Genomic DNA, 22,821 nt, shown 5'->3' with positions numbered 1-22,821 from the left:
GCACACACCCATACGGAGCCAATTTTTGACATATTACTGCCCGCTGGGCTGCTGGAAAGGTAGATCTCCCCTAAGGGCAATAAACAGTCAAAACGTTAAAAAACAATATGATATGACAACGCGGCATGCTTTGCTTGGTCCGCATTCAAGTGCCGACGGCTATCAAAACCCAATCCGCCTTGGGGTTATGCAGGCCTACGCCAGCGCAATGGTGAAGGGCCCTCTATTTTCCCCCACACCCCCTTTAATGGTTAAGGGCAGCGCAGCCTGCCCCCTTCCCTTCGCCATTCCCCTTGCTCTTTGGCTGTCGATTAGTTCCCTTGATCAGCCCGGAGTGATCCGATAGCATTGGAACCGTCATGGTGAACATGACTTCAACAACGCCGCGCAGATCGTCGGCAAAAACGATCGGCCAGTTAGTCAGAGTAAATCTGGCCCGACGAAAGGCCCAGGGGCTGCCAGAGGCCGGAATGAAAATTCCTCCCCAACATCAAATCAAATAGCCAGGAAAAGAAACCGGCCTTTTAATTTCAAGAAAAACACGAATCATATTAGGGCGCCTGATGGCGCCTTAACTTTATCTGCTATACGGTCGTATCACACGCCTTCCTGCATTAACAATTTCCTCTCCGTAGAACCCATCCTTCGCCATTGCCCACTCTGCTAGATATCGAAGTTAATGCTGTTAGGCTTCAGCATATCGCTCAATGCATATCGCTGAAAAAATCACTGCCAAAACTGCACCCATTTTCCGGTATCACGTCATGGTAAAATTAGCGACTAAAATCAACCATGGACGCATTGAGATGCAGACAGTAAAAAGTGCGCTGACAGTAGCGACAATCTGGATGATGATTGCGCAGGGTGTCACCGCAGCTACACCAGAAGACCGGTATGCAATTTCGCGTTACACCACAATCGACACCACTCCGGAAGTACGCCAATCTAATCCGCTTCTTACCGTTGTGAGCTTTTCATTTCCACCCACCGTAGAGACAGTAGGGCAAGCGATCAACTACACAATTCAGCAGACCGGGTACACGCTTGCCGAGATGTCTAATCTGCCAGAAAGCACGAAAGTGATGCTCACCCTCCCCTTGCCAAGCGTGCAAAGAAAATTTTCATACGTCACTGTCCAATCCGCTCTCAAGACACTTGCTGGTGATGCATTCTTGCTGCTTGTAGACCCTGTGCATCGCGTCGTCACATTTGTCCCATTACTCCATGATGAAGACCCTACATCTATTGAAATTAACGGTGTAAAGCAATGAAAACGGATAGCGATTTCCTCAAGCGAAAGAGCAGTGAAACAGACAGCCTTCTTTCTTCATTTGGTGTTTCAACTGCCCAGGGTGTCATTCAGGATGATGACTCATTAGTTGGCAAAAACCAGGTGAGTGGGGATGCCACATCCCCAAATTACGCAGGCGCAGAAACGGCAAAAGCTATCGATGCAGTCCCAGAAATCGACCCGATGGATGTTGCAAGAGAACTCATGGGAGAAGACTTAAGTGCGGGTTGGATTGTAGGGGGAGTGGTAGAAAAAACGGAGCAAACATTCACTGAAGAACAAAGCTCAGTTACCGAACAGCCTCAAGATATGCAACTTCAGCGGAGTGATAGTGTCACCGACGGTGACGAATTTCTTCCAGAGATAACCCCGGATGCATCACACGCGAATAATGACGTAGAGCTAAATGATGGGGATGTACCTGTCGAACCTCCGTTGGAATCAATTCATGCAGAGTCTGGCGATAGACAAAAATCAACGAGCGGCATATTCCGTCGATTGAAAAAAGCAAGGCAGCCGGCACTTCATCCAAGCACCGAACATGAACCTGTGAGCGAGTCGACTCTGGATCATGACCAAGGAGACAGATATGAGCGGTATGATACTGACCCTGTAGGGGGAAGAACCATTGCGGCGGCGTATGTCAGTTTTGCTCTTGGTGTTTTCAGCTTTGGTTTAGCCAGCTACACATTTCTATCGCTCCCGAAGAATCAAAACATTCAACAGATTTTCGATGACCTACGTACTGAGATGGTAGCTAGGATGGATAAAATCGAATCTAACTCCGTGAATAGGACCTCTGAAATTGATGCTGCTGTAGGTGAAGTTTCGCGGCATGTTCAGCAACAGGCAGCAGATTTGTCAGCTCTAAACTCAGAGCTGAGCTCGCTAAAGTCATCTACCGAAAAACTGTCGACGGACACAGACCTTGGTTTAACTTGGGCTAGGCAAACTCGCCAACTAGTCGACAACATTCAGGAGTCTGTTGATGCATTGAGGGTTAGTCAAGAGGCATCTCAGGCAGCTATCAATAAGCTAAAGAATACCGGCCACCAAGCCATCTCTCAAACAACACGCACTGCAGAGTCACACTATTCCACAACGAAGACTCTACCAGTCAGGAAACCTCAGTTGGCCAAAGTCGTCGATGGCCATACACTCTTCGATGTTGATGATTGGGGGGGCATCCTGCTTGTCACCATGATCAATGGCGACGACGTTAAGAGACTTCAAGTTGGCGATGAAATTGGAATGTGGCGATTGGAGAGTGCCGACCGTCAATCAAGACAGGCTGTATTCATCCAGGGGGACAAGGTTCTCACTGTTGTGGCCAGCGGAGGCTACTGATGCCTAGATGGATTTTACTTTCTGCGGCAGTCTTGTTACTGAGTGGGTGTAGCACCATCCAGAACCTTTCCAATTCGCTAGCCAAAAGCTTCGGAGAGAAAGAGAGTGAGCCGAAGAAAGTGGCTACCGTCCCCGCGTGCTCACAACAAGACATTACCGGCCTCCGTTCACTTTACATTGACTCATCAAGGCCCTACTACTCTGGCGGTTCAATCTTCATTTACGGCCGGGACGGCTCGCGCTGCCTTCTACCACTGAGGTACTTACGATGAAATTTCAACGTGCAATTATTTCCGCCATTGTCGCTGGCACGCTCGGCATATCAGCACAAGCTGTAGAACTGCGGTCAGGAGTAAATACCAATCTCACCACCATAGGCCAATCAGCAACACAACGTGAAACTTTACCGACCGTTAACGAAGTACCGTCGTATCTGCAGTGGACGAAAGAGGATCTTCGACAGTCCAAGGCATGGGGGATGAAACAATCAGAATGGATGGAGTACAAGGAGTTGATGTCCACCGGACCGAATGCCGCCTACTACTCGAATAAACCAGAGCTCACACCACTCATGGTCATGGGTATAAACGCCAAGACAGATTTTGATCGATCCCGATATGCCAAACTTTCGGTCGAAATGGAACGTGCCCGATTGGCAAGGGAAGTTCAGTTTGACGAGGCCGTTAATCAATACATCAAGACGCTGATCCCGAACCACCCGGTTTGGATGTCAGATTCGGAGAGAAGAGCTTGGGCCAAGCGCAGCGCTGAATCTGGCGTTGACAGCTCTAAGGCCGCAGGCTTCAGCAGCAACAGTGTAGCGGTACCGATCAAGGACACGCGAACCGTTGCCTATGCTGACGCTGCAAACTGCGATGTCAGGTGCACCAGGTTCATCAAGAATCTCGCCACCAGCTCAAGCAAACTCAATCGCCTTGATCTGTTCGTCATCAATGCCAACGCCGATGAAAACCTGTTGTCTTTCTCTCGAAGTGTCGGGATCTCAACTCAGATGCTTGCTGATGGCAAAGCGACCGTGAACTATGACAGTGGATACTATGCTCGCCTTAAACCTACCCCTGGGTTGCCGGTTGCATACCGGGTCCAACTAAACAACACGGTTGAGTTGAAGCCATGAGGATAGGGACGATCAGTGCTGCAGTCATTCTGGCCATACTCACCTTTGCCAGCCCCTCACAAGGAAGCGCCTCAACCGATGCTCGAGGCCGCCATGCAACTAAGCAGGTTAAGGGTGCAAAGCCCCAAGTAGCACCTATTCCACCAGCCTACTATGAAGTAGCCATGATTAAGCGTGTGCCGGCAGATCTTCTGTATTCAATCTCGTTGGCCGAAAGTAAATTGCCGACAAACAAGGGGCGAATCGTGCCGTGGCCATGGACGGCCAACTTCAAAGGGAAAGGGTATAGGTTCAAAACTCGCGTTGCACTGTATCAGTTTTGCAAGCGGCTAATTGACCAGGGACACCGATCCGTAGACATCGGTATTGCCCAGGTGAATTGGCGTTGGCACTCCGGGAGGTTTGGTGGAGACCTCTGGGCGGCTACTGACCCATGGACGAACCTCAATGCGGCAGCTGACTACCTATCCGAGCATTACCAGAAATCCCGAAACTGGTGGCAAGCAGCCGGCCAGTATCACAACCCAACGGATGTAGCGAAAGCCGCAGCCTATCGCAAGTCGGTGTATAAACAATGGCAATATGTAAAACAAACCATGCAATGACCGTTTTGGGGATCATGCTGTCGGCGATCGCTGGCTGTGCGCATGCAGATGTGCCATCGCCAGGGATTGTCATCTACCAGAATGAGAAGGCCTTCCCTATCAAGAACTGGGTTGATGACCAGTTTTACTCCGACCTGAAGAAACCGGATTCACTGGATCAGATCAAGACCAACCTCAAAACTGCTATGGAGAATTTCAAGCCCTCATCTGCAGCACTGCCAAGGATCTTTCCTATTGAACCAAAGCTCATCAAGCCGGTAGTTCTTCCTGGTACCCAGATGCTCAAGGAGCTGCCGGACCTCCCCCAGCCTCTGTTCGTCATCGGCACCGACGAGTACAGCATTCGATGGTTCCAGGCAAATCGAAAGGTGTTGGAGCAGTATGGTTCGTCCGGGGTGTTGACGAAGGTAAGGAACCAAACCGAGTGGGAGTACATGCAAAAGCTGGTGGCTCCCATGCAACTCTGGCCAATGAATGCTGATGCCCTCGCCGATCAGCTAGGCGCCCCGGGCTACCCGATCATGATCACCAAATCTGGTTTTTTTCAGTAGCTAGTCCGAGATGGCCATCCTCCCATCTGCCGCAGCCACGCCGGTGCCCCTTGCTCCCCGGCGAGATTCTCCCCCCCCCTTATATCCCATATATGGAATGTATCCATGACTGCAAAATTTGAAATTGAGTCCTTGCTACGCCCGCCTGTTGAGCTCTACAGCTCTGCGATCATGTCAGGGGGAGCAGCGCTGTGCATGTGGGCGCCTCACACTCTCATGATGACTCCATCAGTCAGCTATGCCTGTGGCAGTATATTGGCGGCCGGGGCCCTCAGCAGGTTTCACGACGGATGGACCGTCAGCAAGTACCATCGCAACCTTACGCGCCTCAGTTACTACGAGATGAAGCCCCAGGACGTTCCATGTTCGCAACGTCTCAACTGGATCGGCCGAGGTTTTGAGTGGAAGCCCATTCACACACAGCGGATGATTGAGGCGCAATCCATCAAGGCGATGAAGTACCTGGAGCCCAGCAATCTAAGTAAGCTGGCCCGCCGGGCGGAAATTACCTTGGAGGGGAAAGGGATGCTGGCTGAGTCCATCGCCAAAGCGCTTCGCAAGGACAGCCCATGGAACCCTGTCCGCCCCCTCCCCCCCGTTGGGGGATCGCCGATCATGCATGCTGTTGAACCTCATGAAAGGGATGTCTACGAAGACCTGGGAGAACGAGTTGCTCACAAAATCGTGATTGGCACAACGCGCGTGGGGAAGACCCGAGCCGCCGAGATTTACGTTGCGTCCGATATTGCCCGCGGCGACGGCTGCACGGTCTTCATGGACCCCAAATCTGACGCCGGCATCCTCAAGCGCCTCTATACGGAAGCCAAGAGGCACAATCGCCCGTTCTACATCTTCCACTTAGGATTCCCCGACATCAGCTGCCGCTATAACGCCGTGGGCTCATTCGCCAGGATTTCGGAAGTGGCCACCCGGGCCACCAGCCAACTCGCCAGTGAGGGAAACAGTGCTGCTTTTGCGGAGTTCTCTTGGCGATTCGTGAACATCGTTGCACAAGCTAGGGTTGCAATGGGTAGTCGGCCTAGTTACGTGCAGATCCAAGGTGACATTGCTGACATGGAACCGCTATTCAACGACTACAGCGAGTATTATTTCGAGAAGCACCGGATTGCTCGCTGGCGAGAGGACGTGAGCACTATCGAATTGAACATGAAGGCTCCTCCCCGGCACATGCAAAGCCGGACCAAGCGAACCGCGGCCCTGGAAGCCTACATCAAGGGGAAGCGCATCTTTGATCCTGTGCTGCTGGCCTTGCTATCCGCAATTCAGTACGACAAGACCTACTTTGACAAACTGACTGCATCCTTGCTGCCGTTCGTGGAGAAAGTCACATCCGGCCGGCTGGTGGAGCTGGTGGCCCCAACATACGACGCCAAAGACTCCCGACCCATTATCGACTGGATGACCATCATGCGGCAAAAGGCAGTGGTCTATATCGGTCTGGACGCCATGACAGATAAGACAGTAGCAGAGGCCATTGGCGGTTCTATGCTGTCTGACCTGCTCTCTACCTGTGGCTATCTGTATAAATACGGGATGGAAAAAGGGTTGGTGGACGCAAGAAATGGCGTTTTACCGAAGGTTTACCTCCACTGCGATGAGTTCAATGAGCTGGCGACAGATTTCGCCATCCCGATCCTCAACAAGTCCGGTGGCTCTGGGGTGAGGTTCACAGCCTACACCCAGTCAGTTTTCGACCTAGAGGCCAAGCTTGGAGACGCAGCCAAAGCCCAGCAAATGTTGTCAAACTTCAATGCGATCATCATGCTGCGCGTCAAAACCATAGAAACAGCTGAGCTTCTTACCAACCAGTTGCCAGAGGTCACTATTAGCGAGTTGGGCGCACTGAGTTCTGCACGTGATAACTCCGACGTGACTAGTACCATTCACTTCGAGTCGAACAACTCGGATACCATCGGCACACGCCAGGTCCCACTACTACAACCCTCCGATATTATTCGCCTGCCCAAGGGTCAGGCCTTCGCACTGCTCGATGGCGCCAAGCTCTACAAGCTGCGTTTCCCGCTAATGGATGACAGGAAAGACAACATACCAATCCCGAAAGACGTGGAAGAGATCTGCGCACTGATGGAATCGAACTACCAGACCTCGGATAGCTGGTATAACAACTTGAGATCCTGGAAGAGCATAGACAGGCCAACCGCGGCCAATAACCCCTTTGGTCAGACTGCAGCTGGCCTCCCCGATGAACTGGCTGCGAGGGTTGCCTGATGGCCACACCGAATGAACGGATCGACATCATCTCGTTTGTCATCGTCTCCATCGGTATGGTGGTTGGGGCCACCGTCACCGGCGTCATGATTGAATGGTGCGGCATGATATGGTTCTGGCCTGAGCAAGGAGCCCAGCACGCCCTCAAAATGGTGATCGAAGAGGCTGGTTATCTGAATGAAGACTTCGTTAATGCAGCGCTGTTTGGTTGGACACCGACTGAGGCTATCCATTACATCACACAGGCCGTAACGGGTTCCCCTATGGGGCCCGACGTTTTAGACCCCGCGAGGTATCGATGGATCACCTCTTGGTCTGCTTCGATGGCGGTTTTCGAACAGTACCTGCTCGCGGCCATCTACATCACTATCGTCTGCCTAATCCGAGCGGTGATCTTGCTGTTTACGTTGCCACTGTATGGGCTATTCATGTTTGTGGCCTTCTTTGATGGGTTGATGCTCCGGGATCTACGCAAGTACGGAGGGGCTCGGGAGTCTGGGTTAAGACACCACTACGCCAAGCGCATGATTTTACCGTGCATGTGGTGTGGGTGGGGGCTGTACTTGGCCATTCCATTCACAATCCACCCCAACTGGATTTTGGTGCCCAGTGCAGTGCTGTCCTCTGTATCCCTCTGGTTGGCAGTAAGGTTCTTCAAAAAGCATCTGTAATGGAGGAGCCCATGACCAGACCCCACGTCGTTGCGATCCTATCCAGGGTAAGCAGTCTGGAGACATCGCAAGCATTGGAGTTGCTTGCTGACAGCCACGAATCATCTCTCAGCATGAAAGAGCTGTTGTTTGTCTGGGATCGCATTTCCACATGCCTTGATCATCAACATGCAGGGGACAACTCGGATGCCCTTCTGCAATTAGAGCAAGAGTTGGCCGCCATCGGTACCTACCAAGTCCTAGACGCCGGCGAATAGCGCGATCCGAAACTAACAGCGGGGCCAAAGGCCCCGCCTTCTTCTCACATTCGGTGCTTGTCAGGGGGGGCCTCTCCAGCCATTCACCACCCACCCACCAAGGGCGTTTCCATGATTGTTCTTCCTTCTCTAACCTCATTCACTGAGCCGCTTTCATCTCTTCTTCTTCACCTGCAGACCTGGCCGATTCTGGTTCTATTTGTGTTGCTCGCAATGCTCGCCTTTTTTAACCCGGTCCGCAGGTCAAGGGGGAGAAAAGGAAGGCATGAGGCTCGGATAGAACAATCGGGTTCGGTGCTGGCAAAAATTCGGGGAATACCGACATGGCAGGCCCAGATAGCCTACCTCCGCAAGATCGACCCATACACATTTGAGGAGCTCATTCTCAGCGCATTGGAACTGCAGGGATTGACGATCATTCGAAACAAAAGCTACTCCCGGGATGGTGGAATTGATGGAAAGGCTGTCATAGGCGGTAAATTGGTACTCATCCAGGCAAAACGCTACAAGAAATTCATCAGCACAGACCATGTGAGAGCATTTACCGAGCAATGCCGGCAGCAGGAATGTAAAGGCCTATTCATTCATACTGGACGTACTCCGAAATCTGCTTGGCACGCGATCAAAGGGTCCCCTGTCACTATCATCAGCGGCCCACAACTCGTCGAGTTCCTAACATAACCGCCGGTGACCCACCAACCGAGAGACCCAGGGAGGGTCCACCAGCAAGGTTGTGCTGCCCAGCTCTATGGTAGATTCATCCCATCGAAGTCAACCAAGAAGGAGCCGGAAAGCATGAGACATGGACCAACGATAAAAGACATCGCGAAAGCGCATGCAGATGTGATTCCTGGGTGGGTCATCACCATTTTTATCTGTATGACAGCTGCCATAGTTCGCCTTGCCTGTGGCTTGGATTATGTTTGGCAACATGATGATTTAGTTGGTTTCATTTCTCTTTGGTCTATCCCGTGGCTAATAGCTGTGGTTGGGGTCTTGGTGAGCTTGTGACACAACGTAGAAATCAATGAGCTGGCCCGGGATATTTGCCGAAGCCGAAACGCCGCTCGGTATTGATAGATAGGCTGGCGCTGTGAGCTCGGGCATGTCCCAACAAAGCACTCTGCCCCATCGTAGGATACCTCGCCACCGAGACATCTAGGATAGCCACCCATTATTGGCTCCCCCTACTCCCCTCGGCATAATCACGACAGCAGATCAGCATTCGTGAGTGCGACCTGCCATTCCTAGATTAACCAAGCCGGGAGCGCTCCTGAAGTTGCGTCACTCGGCATTATGGTACATTCAACTCATTGAATATTAACGATTTCGACCAAAGAGAGAACATCATGAGCATCAAAGGAATTCCCAAAGTCAGAATGCAAGCAAAGGGTCTGTACCATTCCGGAAATGTCGACGCAGCCCAGCTCCTGAGTGACCTAGCCGACGCCTATGAATACCTGGCAGCAGAGTATGGCCGGGTCATGGAGCAGGCCGGGTTCAGCGCGTCTCGCGAAGCATGCGAGAAGGAAGCTCTGGCGTGGCTAGATCCGACTAAGCGCCCGGCAATCGAAGAAGGTGGCATCTGAATGGCCACCAAAAACGCTCCGTTTTACAGCCTCCGAGCAGGCAAAGACCGTGATGTTAAAAGCCACCGGACCCGTGAAGCAGCAATGAATGCTGCTAAGGAACATGGACAAATCTGGATCACAAAAACAGGAACTCAGCGGCAAGTTCACGAAGTATCTGGCGGGGGATGGAGGAGCTTTAAACCTGACAGCCTCGCCCCTGACCTCCGTGCAGAGCTCGAGCGCCTGGGGCTGATTTAAAGAGGGGGAATATCATGACTGCTGAAACGGCAAAACACGGCCTTGCACCGAGTGCCGACCATTATGAATCAGTTCAAACCATTGTCGACACGGATGGTCTACATCTGAGTTGCGAGTGCCATTCTGATGTGTCTTTCACCAGCGAACCGCTGGCTGGCGGGTTTCTCTTCGAGTGCCAAGAGTGCGGTCGCTTGTACCACAGCGGGCCTACTCATAGCGATGAAGACATGGTTCGGGTGAATAACCTTTTGACAGCGATCAACATAGTCAAGTGAACTGGAGAACAGATATGGAAGTGCGTGACATCATTGAGCTTCTGCGTGCCGGATGGAAACTTGCAAACCGGAGGGCTGGGTGGTATCTGTCCGCCCCCCAAAAACCCTATCACAAAAACGAACAGCATCTTATCTGCGACGAATTGGTGAATGAAATGGAAAGTGCCGGGGTGATCAAAACGGCAATGCCGCACAACACCATTCACGCCGTTCTTGTAGAAAAACAGGGTTAATCAAGGAGAATAGATTACCCATGAAGTTCATCACTGATATTTTACCTGGTGAAAGCGTGATTCTGACCACCTCATTGATTCACTGTCATCTGCAGATCGTAGACTTGTTCGACAAGGCAGTAGTCATCTTTGAATACTCCCCTCCAGCAGAAGGTTGGACACATGAAAGCCTGTGTGCTCTAGATATCCCTCTGGAGCGCCTCCGGGGTGCGGATGCTTACCTTGGTGATACCTGGGTTGGCTCAACAGAGGTATAGGGAGCAGACAATTGCCAACACCCGTTTTTGAAATCGTGTACCAGGACGAGACCATGCTGCTCCTTCTGGATCTAGACCTCTGCGCCACAATCACGAATTCAGCCGAACAGGTTGTGCGCACGGTTGATGAGTTGGTCGGCGGTATTGGAAAGCGACGTCTTGTTTATCGAGATACCATTGGCCGGTATGACGAAATCCTGGTCGATAATGGTGTGTTTCGCGGGTTCAAAGCTTGCTCAATTTCACAGCAGGACTTTCTCCGCGCACTGTTACTGAAGTCCCTATAGCCCGAGGATTGCATCCCCTGCCTGCCTAGATCTAGAACCACCGGCAGGATGAATTTGATTACCCCCCCTTCCCTCCAATCAATCACAAACTCCCAGGCACCGGCCACATAGTTCCGGTGCACTCGCCCTCTCGTTTTGAAGCTGTTCAGGTACTTGCCGCCCAGGATGGGCCCCCCTTGCATTGCAAAAAAGCAATTTATCCTGTCACCAACTTATCAATAAAAATGGGGGGACCCTATGGACTTCAGTAAAGCAATCGCCACCACCATAGACCTGCCGGTGCAGGTTTGCGAACGGGAAAAAATCCTCAACTACGCAGAGTGCAAGCCACTGACGTTGGCTCAGCGTGATGATTTCCTATCTAAATGCCGGCACTTCCCCGGTGATATTTTCATCATCAACGATCACTGCTTCTCCATCATCTGTCATTCCGACGTGGAGTGGGTATTGGTGCCGTTGAACCAACAAGCCAGCGAGCTATACCGGTACCGATACTTGATCGATGCCAGCGAACTGCACCATCGCAGCCTTACAATTCACTAATGTTGAGAGGAATAAAATGACCGCAATAGACACACGACCCAACACCGCAGACCAGGGTGACTCGAGGGTCAGAGCCGGTTCACTGTGGCTCACGAAGAACGGCTTTATAGTCATGGTGCACAACATCATATACCTCGATGGCCGTTCGCTCGTAACTTACTCCTACTCCGACGCAGACAATGCGGAACTGAAGTCCCATCCCCTGGCCACCTGGCATAAGGAGCTCATTCCTCACCAGCCATTGACGGCTTGTGTACGAGCAGTGCATGCCTCGTATCAACTGATCCTGATGTCCATTGAGGAGCAAATTAAGAACGACGTGTTGCTGCAATTGGGTGATCAGGGGGCCGGGTATTCTCAGGAATTTCTGAATTCAATGCTGGAAAGCATCGAGAAAATCTCGAGTGACTTGTCCTGCCAGGCAGGATCCGTCATTGCACCATTTTTTGGCCACACGATGGGCTCAGCTCCGGATACATTCCCGGAACTGGCCTTTGAGTCCATATCGCGGCTTGCTTTGATCTACGATGCCATCCATGCCGCTGCCCGGCAGCCCGAGTTTAATCACTCCTTTGACATTTTATCCGCGGCGCGTAATGGCGAAAGCAGTTGTACCGAGGCGGTCGGTTTCACGGCTTTGGCTACCAACCTAATCAAGCTGCAGATAGCTCTCGGCCGGGCGGCACTGTCTGAATACGAAGATCTGCTTGCTGATGTCATGACCTGGCCTCTGATCGGCTTCCCTGGTGCTAGATAGCCCAAATCAAATGCGCTGCAGCCAAGGGCTGCCAATAACACAGTCCTAGCAATGGCTGCAGCGAACTGTCCACACGTTCACAGGCTACTTATCCAGCAATTCTGTGGATAACTCACATCAGAAATAGCTCACGATTTCACCATAGGATTTACTCGGCGTCAGAGGGGTAGACTCTCTCGCGGTAATTTTTGAGGGGACCAAAGTTAATGCTCATTGCTAGGCAGCCAGTGTTCGACACAGAGAAACAGGTGATTCATGCCTATGAGTTGCTTGCGAGAAATAGTGGCCTATCAAGGTTCTCCCCTCCAACCTCCGATTACCACTCCTGGTTCGACATTGATAAGGCCGTTCTCGATCTCGCGGACCAGCTCCTTAAGGGGGAATTGAACCTACTGGTCAATGTGAGTGAGCATACCTTGGCAGTTGAGCGCCGATTCCATCAATGGCGCACTCTGATCCTCAAGCTGGCCCGCAAGCACAACATCTTGGTTGAAGTCACCGAGCAGGTCACCCCCTCTACGCTCCAAAAACGATGGGATAGCCTAAGATCGATGGGTGTCGAACTTGTCATGGATGATTTCGGCACGAAATACTCCACGCTTACACGGCTGCATGATTTTGAATGGGACATAGTGAAGTTTGAGTGTGGCCAGACGAACGGCTACACCTCCTGCATGCTGGAAGGGATTGATACTTGTATGAGGAAGGGGATCCCCATCATCGCTGAACGCATCGAAACCTACAACCAAGCTGTCTCATCTCAAATGCTCGGCTTCAATCTGCAGCAAGGTTATTTTTGGGCTAAACCCGAGATCGTTTTGCACTCCCAACTACACACCCGGGTGTAGAACCCCTTACCCGGGCCTAGCAGGGTTTTCACAGCCGGCATGGCTGCAACTCAAACTTGCATTCCTGAGTACCACGAGACAATGGCTACAACCCTCTCATCAGGATTGTGCATATGGCTCGCAACACAGCAAATAGTCATTTTCATCCAAAGGACTGCCGCTATTGTGGCGCTCCTCTGGAGCTCGTCAGAAAACAGGTGGTGTATCCTGCCGCGCCGGCTAAAGCGATGATCTACCGTTGCAACCGTGATGCCTGCGATAGCTACGTTAGCTGCCGAGAAGGAACTGACATCGCGATCGGTTCTGTTGCCAACAGGGAAACCCGATTGGCGAGGCGCGAGGCACATACCAGCATCAACACCCTGATCGATTCCGGCAGAATGAATAAGCACGAAGCCTATGCATGGATGCAGCACCTTCTGAGCCTGCCATATACTCGCCGGGGCATAGGCTGGCTGGATGAGCACGAGTGTAAGGTTGTTATTCGAGAAGTAAGGGAAATCATGAGCCGGTCTCGATATGAAGCCTCCCTGAGAGGCATAGCTAGCTTGAGAGCGCTTTTTGATAAGAACGACCGAACACGGGATGATTCCTCTCGGAGCAAGGATAAAAATGCCCAGAGATTAATGGATCGCCTTCAGCTTCTGAACCACTTCAACGCTTGATTGCGACGAGGAATGAACGCCACAAATGAACAGAATGATTGCTAGACTGCGAACCCATGGCATTGTAACTGCCAGCCACATGATCGGCATTGGCATCATGCTTCTGGTACTTGGTCTAGCTAACACGGGGTCTGACCCATGGCTGTCTGCAGTCGTTGCTGCGGCGGGGCTATTCTCTTCAATCCGTATCCATACAGCTGCGGTTCGGTACCAAAACTCCATGGTTGGGTATACCGCTGAAGGGTTGGATGATGAAAATCAGAGCTAATTGGTAACTCAGGCGTCAAGCACGGCCATATGGAGAATCCATGGCCATATTCTGATCCTGGAGTGGTAACCACCAGGAACCAAAGGCGAGTTTGGAGTAACTATGAGGCAATCCGATTTAGAGTACACCGGCGAGCTTGATGGGAGGCATTGTTGGGTGTGTAGGGGCGACGAGTTTTACTGGACTCCGGGATCCCATGTGGTGACCAGTGATCTAGCCGGCGTCATTCCATTTTGTCACGTCACTCTAGCCCCAAGACTGAGCAGGGCCACACATACTATTAAGGCCCTTACTAGGACAGATGCGAAACGGGCGATTGTCAGGGCTCTGAGCTTATAGTGCCCTACCAAAGTTAAGCTTACTGCTTGTTTTCATCTCAGAACAAGGGCGCCTATGTGGCGCCCTTGGCTCATTCATCAAGCCCCAGCGATCTCATTAGGGCTTCGCCGCTCTCCAGGGCCTGCCGCTCCCCTATGGCATAGGCGCGGGTAGGCTTCTTGGCCAGCTCTATGGCACCGGCCAGCTCTTCATGGTTACCTATGAACGTGGGGCGATCCCATGCGCCGCCATCGAGGCATCTAACATCCCAGTGCCCATTGCTATTCCATTGCAGGTACGGTTGGCGCCACCACAGAATCATTTCTTCGGGCTCACGCTCGTCGTGCTTGATGTCTCTGGCTGGTGGCTTGGCCGGGTTGACCGGTACCCCGTCTATGACGCCAGATAGCTTGGCCGGCTCAATGGCCAGGGCGGCCTCAAGGGTGATCGCAGTAAAGGACATCACTTGCCCTCCGTGTTGATTGATTGATTGATTGGTTCATCATTGCAGCTGGCCGGCCTAGTGTCACTGGTATTCGTCCAATTCCGTACTGCCCTTCTCGTCCAGCTGCTTATCCAGAAAGCCCCCCTCCACCAGCTCACCTTTCACCTGGTACTGTGGCGAACCTAACAGGACACCCACTCCATGACTGGAGGAGGTGATACCTGGCCTTTCCGCCTTCGGTAGATCTGACCTAGTGTAAAACAGGGTGGCTATGGCCAAGACCCCTACTGTCGCCAGGAGAGTGACAGCCCAGCGAGCTCTCACTTATCTACACCTGCCGCCGCGCTTGGCTTGCCCTCTTTTTTGCTGATAGTGACCTCTTCCCAGCGGTCCTCTGGGAGAGTCACTTTAAAGTCCGGGCTATCAACTAGCCTCCCTGGCGGTGTGTAATCGGGGTTTGGCTTGCCAAAAAGGACGCCAAATCCATGAGCTGGCTCACTGATCACCCGCTCCTCTGGCGGCTTACGGGGCTGTTTCTTCTCCTGGGTATCGCCACAAGCTGCAAGTGCGAGGGGGAGGGCTAGGACACTGACTATTCGCTTCATAAGGTCACTTCCCTGGTGTTTGCTGGTAGACGCGACGAACCCTACTAGGGGCGGGGGCGTTCACGTAGAGGGGGCCGAGCGGCGTCCAGTTATCGGAGCAGTGAACATACTCCGTCATCAGCATCTCGTTTTGCTCCTTGGACAGTTTGAGGTCACCGCTTCCATGCCACAGGCCCAGGTACTTGTCGAACAAGAAGGCCAGCGCCCCGGGAACCGGCTCAGACAGGGGGGTGAGCGGCGCTCCGCTTTCCTGCGCGATAGTCTGCATAAGGTGGCCGGCGAGCAGCTGCAGTTCAGGTTTGACCGTGCGCGTCATGATCGCGTTGGCCACATAGCCCACCATTGGCGCGTCGCTCTTGGATACGACGGAGAAAGAGCTGATGGTCGGCTTTATTTGGCTGCTGTCTTTCGCATATCCCTTGTATAGAGGGATAGCTTCCTCCTGGAGCCTGGCGTTGGCTGCAGCCTGGAATCTCTTATAGGCTGCGTCATCACCAAATTTCAGGATGGCATCATAGGGGCGCATGATTGGCGTCTTCTCAACTTGGTCTAGATACCCGCCGCCAACGTCGCTATGAGTACCGAATAGCGGGAGTTCCGTGTGGTCTGGCTGTACGGAGTTAAGCGCAAAATTGAGCCGGTACTCGTCCTTGGCGGCGAGCTGGACAACCTTCTCCGCGGCCCCGGGAGCAATGTAGAGGCGAACTGGCGCATTCTCGTCATTGCTGGCGTCCAGGCCTATGGCTGCTACGGTATCGAAGAGGCCAACGAATGCGACGTGCACCTGGCGCCCCAGGTTCGATTCCAGAAGGATGTTCACGAAATGTCGCGCAGCTGCAGCGCCCCGGCTAAAGCCGAAGACATCCACAGCTACCGGGCCGGCGGGTAGGCTGGCGATCATGGTGCTGATCTTGGCCAGGCCTTCCTTTGACCTGGCTATGACGCCAGTTGCACCGGTACCGAAAGCCATGTCGATCTTTGTGTCAGCCTTGCCGGCAGCAGTGCCGATCCCCTCGATGTAGATTGCTGGGCCGGTATAGGCTTGATGCAGCCGGGCAATGTTGGTTGGGCCGCCGTCGTATGAGGATTCAGTGCCTATCAGCTTCTCTATGGATTTGCAGGCCGCCTCGCTTGCCTCTTCACATTGCTCCCTGAGCTCGCTGTTGTGCCTGTTGTTCTGGGTGCCATCGAAGAAGATGCCGATCCGGTGTTCCTCGGGGTCAACCAACGGGACAAGAGGGGTCGCCGGCGAACTGGCCGGTGCTGGCGCTGGTGGTTCTGCTGGGGCGCTGGCTGCTTTCGCTCGAGGCCCTTTGTTGTCGCCGACTGTCGTCCCCTGGGCGGGGAGTATGGTGTTGCTCATAGGCGGGCAGCCGCAAGCGACATAATCGCCCTGCAGTGCTACCGGCCCGCCCGGGCCGATGATGGAGCGGGGGCCCACGGCGACGATAGGGCCCTGTCCGACTTTGCAAGCTGGGCAGGTCGCTATCATCCCGATATAGGTGGTTGGGGAGCCTTCGCTGAGCCAGCTGCTGTCCCCGTCTTGGATCGCACCGCCAGTGCTGGTGGGATCGCCTTTCCTTGCTAAGGTCCTCATCAAATACCTCCGAATCGAAAGGCATATGTTACCCCAATCGGATCTTGAAGATGCTGAATGAGACCGTGTTTTAAACTCAGGACGTCTGTTTGTGTCGCTTTATCTTCAGATCATCGATCCTTGCATACCCTGCTAAGGATCTAGTTCAGAGTATGGGGTCAACGTGTCTTGGATCTACAGCGAAAAGCTTGAACTGAACGATTAGCTGTAGGTTATTGATGGTGTGAGGTAAACGAGGTCCTGTTAAAAAATGGATCCACGTTGGATCCAGTAGATCTATGGTCTGGATCCGATAGGATGGGACGGTTTTTAAGCGGTTATTCACCCAGTCATAAAATCGCTGGAATTGCGGTTTATAGGGCGCTCATCACCGGGGTATACCAACGTATTGCCACGGGGTCTACTTTCCATCTGAGAGCTGTCTAGGGCTCAAATCAGGCTTGCTCAGGGGCTGCGAACGGATTGTGAATCCGAAAATGGATCCTAACGAGAAGAGATCGACTGCAACTTATTATAGATCATTGATCTCTTTTTTTTGATCTCTTGATCTACTGATCTTTTAATATCTTTGATCTGTTAAAGATCTTTAAAGATGGGGTGGTTGTAACTTAGTGATGTATATGGCTTTTTTCTGTTTTATGTAATATGCCGTGCACTGCTATGTTATATGCCGCGTTCCTCTATGTACTATGCCGTGATGCTCTATATGCTATGCCGTGATGCTCTATGTTATATGCCGTGATATGCTATCTACTATGCCGTGGTCTCTTATCTACTATGCCGCGGAGTCTCTATCGAGACTATTTTGTCAGGTGATAACAGGTTATAAACAGCTTTTGAACAGGTTATATTCAGCATATGCACAGGTTGGGGGGTGACGCATGATCGTTGATAAAATTAGCTGCGCGAATGCGATTTTAGAGGCGTATTTAACCAAACAGGGATTTCGTGCTGACGTCATCAAAGTGATGGCGCCCCCACTTTTACCGAAAATTAACAAGTCGGCTGTGTCAATGCTGCTGAATTTTGTGTCGACGGCACCGGAGCTGTCAGTAGAGCGAGCCCTAGAGATCATTTGGCCGGCAATGGAAAAAATGACGTTGCTGGTGGATGAAGCCAATGAACACAATGTAGGGGGAGCTGAAGAAAAGGATCACCCAGAACCTACTGCTGTGGCTAACACAAGAGCTCCCGTGGTGATAGAACAAGATACGGACTACTTGGTTGAGTACGATAGGGTTCAAACCCGCTCCTTGTACCCAGATCGCAGCCCTCCCCCTGAGAACATTGATTTGCACCTGGATATGACCCTGAAAACGGGGATGTTCCGCGTGCTTGCGAGCGGGAAGACGCCACCAGCACTGGATGAGCATAGAATTTACCACCTGACCACTCCGCTTAGCAGTGGTCACGCTTATATGTCACTGAGGGGGCCAACCCTCAACACTCAAATGGATTTGGTCTCTTATATCTGCATCACTCATTGGTTAGGGCGCCTGTCAAAGGAGAGGTTTGAGCAAGCCATCATCAAGCCAATTCGTATGACCATAGAGCGATTTTTCTCACCGATTCCTGAGGATATGCGGCCGTCAGATTACCTGTTGGACAAAAAAATCGTCGATTCGCTTGCAAGGCTAAAGAGCGTTGCTCTTCTATTTTACCCAACGCTCGATGATGCGGATGAGACTAGCCGAAAGAGATCGGTCATGATTGCGAATATCGTTGGTACTCTGAGGTTGGAACCTGATGGGACCATCGAAATATCTCCGACCCCAGAGCTGCGAACCTTGTATCTGAGCACTAAAAAGCTCGTCCCAATAAATCGAAGTGCAGTCATTCAGTTGAACTCTCAGATGGCTCGCCTGCTAGCTCTATGGATCGCAGCTAGGCCAGGCAAGCTAATGGGGCGCAGGGTGTTTCTGAATCTGCGGCCCATGACGGTTCTTGAGCTCCTGCGTGAAATCCATCCACGCGAGACTGGTCGGCACAACCACAATGATCGCCGGCAACTCTCATTGGCCCTTAACGAACTTCTGAGTGCGGGACTGATCGATGTCGATATTAAATATCGAAATGTGAAGTCAAAGGAAAGTGATGAACGACTCACACTTTCAACGGAAATTCACTTTAAATCGCATTCAATCGGGGATGCTCGGTCTGTAGCAAATTCGGACCTTACACTTCCAGTAATCGATGTGCCCAGAAAGCGGGGTCGCGGTAAGGCGTATAGCACTGAGGTGGCGGAGGAACTGCAAGGGCTCAGTTTTACGGCATCAAGTACGAGTCCATCCGCCAGAACCAAGCCTAAAGAGTGGCTATCAGCCAACCTGGATGCTGTTGAGCGGATAATGTCAGGATTGCGTAAGGCTGCCAAGAAGTCACCGGCCGGCGCTCGCCTCCTGCTCAAGGGGGGCGATGATCGCAAATTGACCAGCCTAGCTAAGGTGTTTGAATCGGTGGCGCGTGATGCCGATGCCGCACTGCTGCGTCAAATCGCGAGCCATGACCCACGCAAAAGCAAACAGTCAGAATTTGAAACGATTCTCCGCTCTATACCGCTTAAACCGGCTCATCTTCGTGTCACTTTCTGGTATAGGGATAACGCAGACACTATCGCCAGATTGAAAAAAATGCTCTCTTCTTCTCGATCGCCGCTTGAAGTTGCGGCTCAGATTCACAAGAGGGTGTATTTCTCACGATTGGTAACCCCCTTAATCGCTGTTGGTAGAACAGATGATGCCAATTTTTTCAGCGGAACGTGGGAAGCAGGAAGGGAATCAATTGAGAGCAATAAGCGGGATGACTGGAACCGGGCGGCGGCGGGAAGCCGTAGGAAAAAGGTAATGAAGCTTTAGAGCCAAAAAAACATTTTCAGTGGTTTGCTAGTCAATCGCTACCACGTTACATTTCTAGTGTTCTAGGAGAGATGCAATTGAGTCAAGTTCGGTATGTGCCAGTGATTTTGTTGGCCGGTGGGTGTTGGCTATGGATGGCGATAGGGGTCATCCACTTAGGGATGAAATGGCAATCGGTTGGCTTTGTTCGCCACAATGTGGAAGTCGTGCTTCCGAATGATAGAACTCTTGCAGGTGACCTCTCTATTGATTGGGAAGGGACTTATAATCTGACTGATGCAGACGGAAAATCTACGAAATTCAAGAGCTTCAAGATAATGTCAATTCCGCCGACGAGCATGGTTCCTAGCCCCTTCTCATATCGGATGGTGCTGCCGTTCATTCTCTACTGCCTGGGTTCCCTAGTCGCTTGCTATTGCCTTTGGCTCAAATGCATGAGGCCTCGGGATAAAATCAGTCGGTGATTTGCCTGACACAGTTCGTTTTGGTTGTCCTGCCCCGCGTTGCGGGGCTTTGTCTATTATTATGGAAGTCACCCGCCCCAGAGTGTTAGAGTAGGCATGAATCAAATATGAGCAATCAACTACGAGACGCTATGCCGCAACTCATTATCGATGCAAACAAGGTCACAGAAACATTCCGTGACCTGGAAGTGACCGCAACCAACGGGGCGATGTATCAAGCTCTGGTGGGGCATGAGCACATCCAGGAGATTGCGCCGGAGTTGGGAATCGCTCTACCGCCCGGCTACCGCCTCGTCTGTGTGACTACTCGACTCGGTGGCGACAAATTCGAGATCGCCTTGGTCAATGACCATACGGCTGAGGTCGCCTATTACAACCAGGTGATCATCGTTCACTATGAAGATCTGAAATGTCGCCCGGCCACCCAGCAACGGGTTTGGCGTTCGTTCAATCAGCACCACAAGGCTGTACTTCGAGATCTGCCGTCTGCGGTATTCTTCGGCTATATACTGGCCCGTTATGATGTGATCCTGAGTGATAACATGCAGACTGGGGAAGGTATGCACTTCTGGAAGGCCAGAATGTCCGAGGCGCTTTATCGTCGGCTGTACGTGTACCACTATCAACTGATGACCGGCGAACTGCACCAGATCCGTTCTGATGCTGAGTTGGCTTCATTGTCAGATAAGATATGGGGTAGCCCCCAGCACCACGAATGGCAGCTCGCGATCATCGCCTGTAAGCCGTTGCCGCGCCCAGTTAAGATCTGCGCATAGACCAGGCGCAAGATGCAAATAGCCCCGCCTAGCGGGGCTTTTTGTTGATGTATGTTGTGATTTCGAAGACGTCGTAGAGATAATGAACTGCATGAGTAGCATCTACCGCATTAACCACGTCAGTGAAGCACCATCGATAGATGAGCCGGATCCTGCCTTTTCACTTCGAGTTACTCGACTGCGACCCCCTCCCCCTCCTTTAGTTGTGATCTGGACTACTCGGTGGCCAGCAGGCTCGGTATTCAATCACAGGGTCCACGTTCGGCTGCATGGCTATCGGCATTTGGCTACTTGCAGACTATCCAGATTGAGAATCCGTGAAAATTCATTGCCCAAGGCGGCCAGCGCAGGCGGGCTTGTAGTTGGCAGTGGGGGCCGCAGTCGGCCCCGTGGAGGATTGGATCTGACGGTCCTGTGCTAGAGCCGGTGATTTTGTGTGGTGCTCGGCGGACTCCTGGACTGCCCTTGTGAGATGAAAGCAAAGTCTCACTCTAAAAGTCCGTGCTAATCGGCGGGGCCTGTGGCCCCGCTTCTATTCGTGGGCTCAACATAGCCCCCCAGTCGCCACAGCGACCACTGGCCAGGTCTTGACGACCACTGACAGGATGGCCATGCCAAGCAGCCTGACGGCGGCCTAGGTGATCGCCTGCTGGGCGACAGTGAATGCCCAGCGGGCGCCTTGTTTGATACGAGTCTTGTTCATGCTCTGTTCTCCAATGTGGAAGCCCGAAGGTGGGCTTCATATCTACTTAGCGCCCGAGCCTCGACCTCATTACACGAAAGAGCATGCCGTCACGACACCGCCGTGTGTGTACCTTCCTGATGTGCCCAGCCCTGACACACTCGCCTAACTATCCGTGAACCCCGCCTGTGGCCTGCTGGTATGATCACCAGGAGACCCTTTTCCTGCTCACTCAGTTCACTGCTGTGAACCGGCATTAAATAGAGAGAGTCCCATGTACTACTCCCCAAGACCCGACGCCCGTCGTGCTGCCGCCCTTCGTCCTGGACAACTCAAGCATGTGATTCGTGTCGCCTCGATCACCGGTCGTTAATTCGACCGTGATGCAATGCAGCTCTGGCTAACTCACTCGACCTGCGTCCGAGTCACTGAGTGGGCCAACATCGAGATCCGCGACACTCTCCACCCCTCCGGCTAGCTACGAGATGGGGTCGATCTGAGGGGCGCTATCACGAAGCAAAGCAGGCCACGCACCACACCAAGACCGTTTTCGCCGACAAGGCGTGGCTCGATTACCGGTGCTCCCGTGGTGGGGGTCTGTCTCCCGAATCGGAGTTACATTCGGTGGGGGGCTGCCGGTGGCCCCGGGGCGTCGCTGGCTCGGCACCCATGGTGGTCAACGGCTGGGCAGGTTCCGGTGCGGCGGCCGGCGGGTCTGTACAGCAGGTGGCCCTAGGCAGCCGGTCGGATCGGTGTTCAGGGGACCCGGCACAGCGTCTGGTGGTGCCGGCAGGTGTGCTGGACCTGGTGGCGGCGTGATTTACTCGGTGTGCATGCCGATCTCGAGATCCTGGCCTCTGGTAGCGTTCGCGCTGGCCTGCGTGGAGGGGGCTGACGGCTCGTGCCGCTGCGGACTCTTTGGCCAGTGTGGGGGAGCCCGCAGAATTCGGAAAAAATCGTACGCTAAGGTTTTCCGGGCATCCGTAAGGGCCGAAACTTCCCGTCTT

General features: G+C 52.6%; 24 protein-coding genes. 21 read left to right on the top strand and 3 right to left on the bottom strand.

Annotated features, from left to right (window positions below; translation table 11 throughout):
• Window positions 1–707 precede the first annotated feature (707 nt).
• The 19 genes from pilL2 to OKC29_RS21615 all read left to right on the top strand — a co-directional run bounded on the left by pilL2 (window position 708) and on the right by OKC29_RS21615 (window position 13,804).
• A complete protein-coding gene (gene pilL2, locus OKC29_RS21705) occupies window positions 708–1,271 on the top strand; it encodes a PFGI-1 class ICE element type IV pilus protein PilL2 (protein WP_134696319.1) in 564 nt (187 codons plus the stop codon).
• On the top strand, window positions 1,268–2,638 hold the full coding sequence (locus OKC29_RS21700; protein ID WP_134696320.1) for a hypothetical protein: 1,371 nt from the start codon (window positions 1,268–1,270) through the stop codon (window positions 2,636–2,638). Before pilL2 ends, OKC29_RS21700 begins: the two co-directional genes overlap by 4 nt.
• 268 nt (window positions 2,639–2,906) lie before the next feature.
• The gene (locus OKC29_RS21695) at window positions 2,907–3,776 is read left to right on the top strand and encodes a hypothetical protein (protein WP_134696321.1); all 870 of its coding nucleotides are present in this window, start codon (window positions 2,907–2,909) and stop codon (window positions 3,774–3,776) included.
• A 164-nt stretch (window positions 3,777–3,940) separates the two neighbouring features.
• Window positions 3,941–4,381 (top strand): transglycosylase SLT domain-containing protein, encoded by a 441-nt coding sequence (locus OKC29_RS21690; protein WP_167576798.1) that lies wholly within the window; start codon window positions 3,941–3,943, stop codon window positions 4,379–4,381.
• The gene (locus OKC29_RS21685; RefSeq protein ID WP_158656467.1) at window positions 4,378–4,932 is read left to right on the top strand and encodes a PFL_4695 family integrating conjugative element protein; all 555 of its coding nucleotides are present in this window, start codon (window positions 4,378–4,380) and stop codon (window positions 4,930–4,932) included. Before OKC29_RS21690 ends, OKC29_RS21685 begins: the two co-directional genes overlap by 4 nt.
• A 105-nt stretch (window positions 4,933–5,037) precedes the next feature.
• A complete protein-coding gene (gene traD, locus OKC29_RS21680; RefSeq protein WP_128343932.1) occupies window positions 5,038–7,182 on the top strand; it encodes a type IV conjugative transfer system coupling protein TraD in 2,145 nt (714 codons plus the stop codon).
• On the top strand, window positions 7,182–7,853 hold the full coding sequence (locus OKC29_RS21675; protein WP_103829251.1) for a DUF4400 domain-containing protein: 672 nt from the start codon (window positions 7,182–7,184) through the stop codon (window positions 7,851–7,853). The genes traD and OKC29_RS21675 overlap by 1 nt, the downstream gene beginning before the upstream one ends.
• A gap of 11 nt (window positions 7,854–7,864) precedes the next feature.
• Entirely contained in the window at window positions 7,865–8,110 is a 246-nt protein-coding gene (locus OKC29_RS21670) for a hypothetical protein (protein WP_134696323.1), read from the top strand.
• 111 nt (window positions 8,111–8,221) lie between these two features.
• Window positions 8,222–8,791: a restriction endonuclease gene (locus tag OKC29_RS21665; protein WP_103829249.1), complete on the top strand. Its 570-nt coding sequence runs from the start codon at window positions 8,222–8,224 to the stop codon at window positions 8,789–8,791.
• A gap of 114 nt (window positions 8,792–8,905) precedes the next feature.
• Window positions 8,906–9,121 carry a hypothetical protein gene (locus tag OKC29_RS21660; protein ID WP_103829248.1) on the top strand — a complete coding sequence of 72 codons (216 nt, stop codon included), beginning with the start codon at window positions 8,906–8,908 and terminating at the stop codon, window positions 9,119–9,121.
• A gap of 338 nt (window positions 9,122–9,459) precedes the next feature.
• Window positions 9,460–9,699 (top strand): hypothetical protein, encoded by a 240-nt coding sequence (locus OKC29_RS21655; protein ID WP_103829247.1) that lies wholly within the window; start codon window positions 9,460–9,462, stop codon window positions 9,697–9,699.
• Window positions 9,700–9,939 carry a hypothetical protein gene (locus tag OKC29_RS21650; RefSeq protein WP_103829246.1) on the top strand — a complete coding sequence of 80 codons (240 nt, stop codon included), beginning with the start codon at window positions 9,700–9,702 and terminating at the stop codon, window positions 9,937–9,939. It abuts the gene before it with no gap.
• Window positions 9,940–10,228: 289 nt separating this feature from the next.
• The gene (locus OKC29_RS21645; protein WP_103829245.1) at window positions 10,229–10,447 is read left to right on the top strand and encodes a hypothetical protein; all 219 of its coding nucleotides are present in this window, start codon (window positions 10,229–10,231) and stop codon (window positions 10,445–10,447) included.
• A 20-nt stretch (window positions 10,448–10,467) separates the two neighbouring features.
• Entirely contained in the window at window positions 10,468–10,704 is a 237-nt protein-coding gene (locus OKC29_RS21640) for a hypothetical protein (protein WP_103829244.1), read from the top strand.
• Between the two features lie 53 nt (window positions 10,705–10,757).
• On the top strand, window positions 10,758–10,991 hold the full coding sequence (locus OKC29_RS21635) for a hypothetical protein (protein ID WP_103829257.1): 234 nt from the start codon (window positions 10,758–10,760) through the stop codon (window positions 10,989–10,991).
• A gap of 237 nt (window positions 10,992–11,228) precedes the next feature.
• Complete coding sequence (locus OKC29_RS21630) at window positions 11,229–11,534, top strand: hypothetical protein (protein WP_103829243.1); 306 nt, start codon at window positions 11,229–11,231, stop codon at window positions 11,532–11,534.
• Between the two features lie 16 nt (window positions 11,535–11,550).
• On the top strand, window positions 11,551–12,291 hold the full coding sequence (locus tag OKC29_RS21625; RefSeq protein ID WP_103829242.1) for a hypothetical protein: 741 nt from the start codon (window positions 11,551–11,553) through the stop codon (window positions 12,289–12,291).
• A gap of 206 nt (window positions 12,292–12,497) precedes the next feature.
• Window positions 12,498–13,139: an EAL domain-containing protein gene (locus tag OKC29_RS21620; RefSeq protein ID WP_134696324.1), complete on the top strand. Its 642-nt coding sequence runs from the start codon at window positions 12,498–12,500 to the stop codon at window positions 13,137–13,139.
• Window positions 13,140–13,252: 113 nt separating this feature from the next.
• The gene (locus tag OKC29_RS21615) at window positions 13,253–13,804 is read left to right on the top strand and encodes a zinc-finger-containing protein (RefSeq protein ID WP_103829240.1); all 552 of its coding nucleotides are present in this window, start codon (window positions 13,253–13,255) and stop codon (window positions 13,802–13,804) included.
• A gap of 677 nt (window positions 13,805–14,481) precedes the next feature.
• Here the strand turns inward: OKC29_RS21615 and OKC29_RS21610 are convergent.
• The 3 genes from OKC29_RS21610 to OKC29_RS21600 all read right to left on the bottom strand — a co-directional run bounded on the left by OKC29_RS21610 (window position 14,482) and on the right by OKC29_RS21600 (window position 17,037).
• Window positions 14,482–14,853, bottom strand: coding sequence for a hypothetical protein (locus OKC29_RS21610; protein ID WP_103829039.1), 372 nt, complete (start codon window positions 14,851–14,853; stop codon window positions 14,482–14,484).
• Window positions 14,854–15,155: 302 nt separating this feature from the next.
• On the bottom strand, window positions 15,156–15,440 hold the full coding sequence (locus tag OKC29_RS21605) for a hypothetical protein (protein ID WP_134696325.1): 285 nt from the start codon (window positions 15,438–15,440) through the stop codon (window positions 15,156–15,158).
• 4 nt (window positions 15,441–15,444) lie between these two features.
• Window positions 15,445–17,037, bottom strand: a complete 1,593-nt coding sequence (locus tag OKC29_RS21600; RefSeq protein WP_103829037.1) for a phospholipase effector Tle1 domain-containing protein — start codon at window positions 17,035–17,037, stop codon at window positions 15,445–15,447.
• An 881-nt stretch (window positions 17,038–17,918) separates the two neighbouring features.
• Between OKC29_RS21600 and OKC29_RS21595 the strand changes: the two genes are divergently transcribed.
• Entirely contained in the window at window positions 17,919–19,892 is a 1,974-nt protein-coding gene (locus OKC29_RS21595; protein WP_103829036.1) for a hypothetical protein, read from the top strand.
• A gap of 571 nt (window positions 19,893–20,463) precedes the next feature.
• Window positions 20,464–21,132, top strand: coding sequence for a hypothetical protein (locus OKC29_RS21590; RefSeq protein WP_103829035.1), 669 nt, complete (start codon window positions 20,464–20,466; stop codon window positions 21,130–21,132).
• The last annotated feature ends 1,689 nt before the right edge of the window (window positions 21,133–22,821 follow it).

Source organism: Aeromonas sp. QDB34 (assembly GCF_027705405.1).
GTDB lineage: Bacteria > Pseudomonadota > Gammaproteobacteria > Enterobacterales > Aeromonadaceae > Aeromonas > Aeromonas hydrophila.
The sequence above is the reverse complement of the archived record's forward strand: the minus strand, read 5'-3'. Positions and strand labels throughout refer to the sequence as shown.